Source organism: Caldisericia bacterium, from assembly GCA_021158845.1.
Lineage (GTDB): Bacteria > Caldisericota > Caldisericia > B22-G15 > B22-G15 > B22-G15.
The window spans coordinates 1-5,407 of sequence record JAGGSY010000065.1 but is presented as its reverse complement, the minus strand read 5'-3'; the positions used below and the strand labels follow the sequence as shown (position 1 = coordinate 5,407).

Sequence of the window (5,407 nt, the reverse complement as noted above, 5' to 3'; positions counted from 1 at the left end):
AGTGAAAGAAGCTGTATCTTTTTTTCTATTGAATTTATAAAAAAGTTTTATAGGGGAGTAGTAATCAAATATAAATAGATTCTCTCCATTAGTTTCCTTTACCATTAAATCTCCACTGGTGAGCATCAAGTTTGAGAGAAACTCTTTCTCCCCCTCTTTCCTTTCACTTATAGATTCTGAAAAGAAGATGCCTTTCTTTAAATCCACTCTCATTAGATACACATTAAAGGCAAATAATCCAATCACAACAAGGATGGATATAAGTATGGATAGTTTTATTTTAAAGCCAGATAGAAGGGAGAGGATAAGGATTAAGAAAAAGAGTGAGATAAGAATGTATGGATTCGAAAGAAGGTAGTAAAGATTCCACTTGAAGATGTAGGAGAGGCAAAAGAGGAGAATCATGATTAGAATAAAAACAATACCTCTATACCTTTTCATGGGACATCCTTTGTTTTAAGAGGGAGAGGGTGAATATAAGAGAGAGGATTACAACAATGGTTGCACCAGATGGAAGGTTTGTGTAGTAGGATGCAGTAAGTCCAAGGAAGCTTGAGATAACTCCAAAAGCCACTGAATAGATTATCATCTCCTTGAAACTTCTACTTATAAGACGAGCAGACGCTGCAGGAATAACGATAAGCGCTGAAATCAAAACTATTCCTACTGTTTTTGTTCCAATTACAACTATAAGGGAGAGAAATATGAGAAAAAAGGTATCTATGAGAGTGACATTTATTCCCCTTGCCCTTGCACACTCCACATCAAAAGAAATCATCGTCAAATCCTTAAATACAATAATTGCAAATATTAAAAACACAATACCTATAATAGAGGAAAGTAAAAGGTTTGATAGAGAGACTGATAGTATACTTCCAAATAGATATGATATGAGTTCGGGTTTGTATCCCCTTGTGAGACCAAAAAGGATTATCCCAATTGCCATACTCACAGGAAGAAAGACTCCTATTGCTGTGTCCATAAAGAGGGATGTCTTATGGAAGAGGTATCCTATTCCAAGAGAGATAAGAGAACCCACAACCATGGCTGAGAGGAATGGATCAACAGAGAGTAGAAAACCAAGTGCAACACCTGAAAGGGATGCATGCGCTATGGCGTTGGCGTAGAAGGACATCTTCCTTAAAACAACGAAGACACCTATAAAACCAGCAAGAGCACCAGTTATAATACCAGCAACTATCGCCCTTACCATAAATGGATAGTTAAACATCCCTATCCTCCACAAAGAGTTTGCATGGTCCATCCTCAGGACAGGGTTTGTGTTTAAAAATCCCCATCTCCTTACCATACAAAGATTCAAGGGATTTTTCAGTTAGAACCTCTCTTGGCTTTCCAAAACATATTACCCTTCTATTCAAGCATAACACCTTGTCTGCAAGTTTATCTACAACAGTTACATCGTGAGATACAAGAATTATGGATATCTTAAGCTCCCTATGAAGAAAGTTAACAAGTTCGTAAAAAGTTTTTTCTCCTGATATGTCTATACCTGATAGAGGTTCATCCATTATAAGGATTTCAGGAGATCTAACAAGCGCCCTTGCTATAAAAACTCTCTGAAGCTGTCCACCGGAGAGTTCTCCAATGAGTTTCTTTCTTAAATTATCTATTCCCAGTAAAGAGAGAAAGTTGTCCACTATCTCCTCTCTCCTCTCCATCTTTCCTATGGAGAGGTTTATGAGTTCTTCAACTGTTATTGGAAATTCCCTCTCGTGAAGGAACTTCTGTGGCACATATCCAATCCTTTCCCTCTCCTTCCTCGTAAGTTTTCTTATGTCTTTTCCAAAGATAAGGATTTCACCTTTAAATGGAATTAACCCAAGTATTGCTTTAAGGAGGGTGGACTTCCCTGCTCCATTGGGACCGATTATTATTAGAAACTCACCCCTGTCAAGTTTGAAATTTATATTCTCAAGGATCTTTCTCCTTCCAAATTCAACACTTACATTCCTAACTTCCACAATCTTCACCTAAAGCCTCCAGTATCGTATTTAGATTGTAATTCATAAGTTTCAAATATGAATCCCTATCAGGTGTTCCACCAAGAGGGTCAAGGGTAAATACCTTTACACCTGTATCAGATACAATTCCATCAACCACAGATGAAGAAAGTTGAGGTTCTATAAAAAGCACTTTAATATTTTCATTCTTTATAATGTCCTCAATCTCTGCTATCTCTTTTGGTGTTGGTTCCTTTCCCGGAGATTTTTCAATTACATAAACAACCTTTAATCCATACTCTTTTGCAAAATAGAGGTATGCAGGATGGTATGTTATTATCCTTTTTTCCTTAAGCTTATCTATGGATTTTTTGATTCTTTCGTGTAAAGAGAGTAGTTTCTCTTTATAAGTATTGAAGTTTTTTTCAAATGTCTCCCTATACTCTGGAAATTCCTCTATAAGGGAATCTTTTATTGTCTCACACTCCTTAATGGCATAAGGAATGGAAAGCCAGAAGTGGGGATTACCATTGATGGGAGTTAGTGTTTTATTAACATTAACAAGCTTTTCAACTCCAATACTTTTAGCGCTTGATATAATCCATTCATCAAGTCCAAAGTCGTTGTAAAATACTATTCTACTTCCCTCAATCTTTTTTACCTCCTCTGGTGTTAAGGAGAATGTATGGGGGCTTTCACCTGGAGGGACTATAAGATTTACCTCAATATCTGTTCCATCCACTATATTTCTCACAAAGTCGTATAGAGGGAAAATTGTAGCTGATACCGCCTTCCTCTTAACTTCCCCTTTACCACATCCTGAAAAGATAAGTGCAGTTAGAATTAAAAAGATGAAAATCCTTTTCATAATTTTAAAATACCTCAATTTTAAATATGAATCAATTTGTTAAAACAGTTTTCTTAAAATATATGTGATTATTCCAATGAGGGAGAGCACAATAAATACCTTTAGCATACCAAGAAGCAGTATATTTAATCCTACCTTAACCCCTCCTGTGTTTCCATACTTCATTACAAGCTCAAGAAGGACACCTCCTGCAACAACAGATGCAATTTGACCTGATGTGTTTGCCCCTATGGCGTGCATAAGAAGGAAGTTGTGTTTATCCTCCTCTCTCCCTATCTGATGAACAAGTCTTGCAGACATTGGAAAAGAGGATAATCCTGCAGCTCCAATTAATGGATTTACCTTTACTCCAAAGAGAAGAAGTAATTTACCTAAAAGAATTCCAACAACTGTTGAAAGGGAGAATGCCACAAGTCCAAGAATGAATATAAGGAGAGTCTCTTTTGTTAAGAAGACACTTGCCTTCATGGTGGAACCTACAGTAATTCCAAGGAAAAGGGTTACTATTCCAGATAGATACTCCTTTGCTGCCTTTGCAAGCATGTCTGTTACACCAGATGTGGAGAGTATGTTTCCAAACATTAGAAAGCCCACAAGAGGAATGCTCATTGGACTAACAAGGGAAGATATGATTATTATTAAGTAGGGAAACAACTTTTCCATAAGGGGAGATACTTCCACTTTTTTTGTGTCCATTCTAATCTCTCTCTCCTTTTTAGTTGTAAGGAACTTCATAATGGGTGGTTGTATCAGTGGGACAAGTGCCATGTATGAATATGCTGCAAGGGTTACAGGACCAAGAATTTTTGGCGCAAGTTTACTTGTTACAAATATGGATGTTGGACCATCTGCACTTCCAATTATTCCAATGGATGCACTCTCAAAAAGGGTAAAACCCATTAGGAGAGCAATGATCATTGCACCAAATATCCCGAACTGACCTGCCGCTCCAAACACGACCATCCATGGCTTTTCAATGAGTGGCTTAAAATCAATCATTGCACCAATACTTATAAATATAAGAAGGGGAAAGAGTTCATTTTTTATCCCATATCTAAAGAGAATGTCAAATATTGAACCACTCTCTCTTAAGGGAGAGAAGGGAAGATTTACAAGAAGAATTCCAATACCTATGGGAAGTAGAAGTAAAGGCTCGTATCTCTTCTTTACAGAGATAAAAACAAGGGATAAACCTACGGCTATCATTATCAATTCTTTAATTGTAGGTAGATAAAGAAAATTTCCCATCTCTTATATTCTACCACCACTCACTTCTTTGTGTGAAACTCAACAATATCTTTATCCTTAAGAACCTGATTCTTAAAAACCCTCTGTCCATCAAATTTACTTGAGCCCCATAACCTTGCATACTTTAATTTCCTTGCTATTTCCTTGTGCAATTTCTCTGCTGCATCATAAACAGTTGAGCCTTCCTTAAGGATAAGAGGATCTTTAAAATCAGGTGGTTTTCCAGGTTCCTTTGTGTAAACTCTTATGATACCCAACTCCTTAAATAGAACTCTCTTTAACTCATCAAGGTCTTTTTCTTCAAAGGATGAACCAGAAATAGTCTTTAATGGAAGATTGAGTTCTTTTGAGTAAGTATCCTCACAAATATCCTTTTTGTTTATAAAGACAACCCCCTTCTTTTTTATCATTCCAAATATCCCCTCTTCAGAGGGTTCTTTAACCACCTCAATTTTTTTCTCTTTAAGAAGCTCTATTGTTTTCTTAAATTCCTCTTCAATGTCTATGTCAAAGGAGAGGACAATAAGTAAAAGATCTGAATTTCTTATTATCTCCACAACCCAGAAGGGGATACTATCCTCTGCAATGGGGGGTAGATCAATCATTTGAAGCTGTATGTCTTCAAAGGGCACCATTCCCACGCATGGAGTTTTTGTAGTGAAGGGATAATCACCTATATCAGGTCTTGCATTTGAAAGCATCGAAAGAATTGTGGATTTCCCAGTATTGGGCGGACCCACAAGTGTTATCTGTCCTGCTCCCTCCTTTTCTATATGAATGAAACTTCTCTTTCCACCACGCTTTCTCTCGTTTTCCAACTCCTCCTTAAGTTTTGATATCCTTGCCTTTATCTCTGCCTGGAGTTTATCAGTTCCTTTGTGTTTTGGCATTATTGCATACATCTTCTTTAAGACCTCAATCTTTTCTTTTATGGTCTTCTTTTCCCGATACTCTCTCTCCAGTTGGTAAAACTGTGGTGGAAGATTTGCTGGCATTTTAAATTAGAATCACCCTATCCCCTATCCTTACCCTTCCTCCACTTATTACCTTTCCAAACCTTCCCTCTCTTGATACAATGTATGGTTTTCCCTCATTTACAAACTTTTCCTTACCTATCTTAATTATTAAAATCTCTGCCTCTCCTATCCTCAATTTCTTTCCCTCCTTCAACAGAAATGGAGGAATACCCATTATCATTATATTCTCTGTCATATCAAATGGATTTATAGTTTTTCTAATTTCTTCTGGCACATTTTTCATACACTCTATTGGAAAGATGGAGACCTCTCTCTCAGTTCCTCCATGAACATCACCAGAGACTCCAAAATCC

Annotated in this window: 7 protein-coding genes; all 7 read right to left on the bottom strand. The window is 37.0% G+C overall.

The window, feature by feature from the left end; genetic code table 11:
• Positions 1 to 441 (bottom strand): hypothetical protein (locus tag J7J33_02645; protein MCD6168190.1); only part of this gene is annotated, 441 nt, incomplete at its 3' end.
• Positions 428 to 1,231: a metal ABC transporter permease gene (locus tag J7J33_02640; protein MCD6168189.1), complete on the bottom strand. Its 804-nt coding sequence runs from the start codon at positions 1,229 to 1,231 to the stop codon at positions 428 to 430. The genes J7J33_02645 and J7J33_02640, both read right to left, overlap by 14 nt.
• Entirely contained in the window at positions 1,224 to 1,991 is a 768-nt protein-coding gene (locus tag J7J33_02635; protein MCD6168188.1) for a metal ABC transporter ATP-binding protein, read from the bottom strand. Before J7J33_02635 ends, J7J33_02640 begins: the two co-directional genes overlap by 8 nt.
• Positions 1,972 to 2,829 (bottom strand): zinc ABC transporter substrate-binding protein, encoded by an 858-nt coding sequence (locus tag J7J33_02630; protein MCD6168187.1) that lies wholly within the window; start codon positions 2,827 to 2,829, stop codon positions 1,972 to 1,974. Before J7J33_02630 ends, J7J33_02635 begins: the two co-directional genes overlap by 20 nt.
• Before the next feature lie 39 nt (positions 2,830 to 2,868).
• The gene (locus J7J33_02625) at positions 2,869 to 4,035 is read right to left on the bottom strand and encodes a sodium ion-translocating decarboxylase subunit beta (GenBank protein MCD6168186.1); all 1,167 of its coding nucleotides are present in this window, start codon (positions 4,033 to 4,035) and stop codon (positions 2,869 to 2,871) included.
• A gap of 62 nt (positions 4,036 to 4,097) precedes the next feature.
• Positions 4,098 to 5,072, bottom strand: coding sequence for a TGS domain-containing protein (locus tag J7J33_02620; protein MCD6168185.1), 975 nt, complete (start codon positions 5,070 to 5,072; stop codon positions 4,098 to 4,100).
• Position 5,073: 1 nt separating this feature from the next.
• The coding region (locus J7J33_02615) for an MOSC domain-containing protein (protein ID MCD6168184.1) at positions 5,074 to 5,407 on the bottom strand (334 nt) is incomplete at its 5' end.

Coding starts and splice junctions, on each gene's coding strand:
- J7J33_02640 (MCD6168189.1), bottom strand. CDS start 1,231: ATGTTTAACTATCCATTTATGGTAAGGGCGATAGTTGCTGGTATTATA.
- J7J33_02630 (MCD6168187.1), bottom strand. CDS start 2,829: ATGAAAAGGATTTTCATCTTTTTAATTCTAACTGCACTTATCTTTTCA.
- J7J33_02625 (MCD6168186.1), bottom strand. CDS start 4,035: ATGATAGCCGTAGGTTTATCCCTTGTTTTTATCTCTGTAAAGAAGAGA.
- J7J33_02620 (MCD6168185.1), bottom strand. CDS start 5,072: ATGCCAGCAAATCTTCCACCACAGTTTTACCAACTGGAGAGAGAGTAT.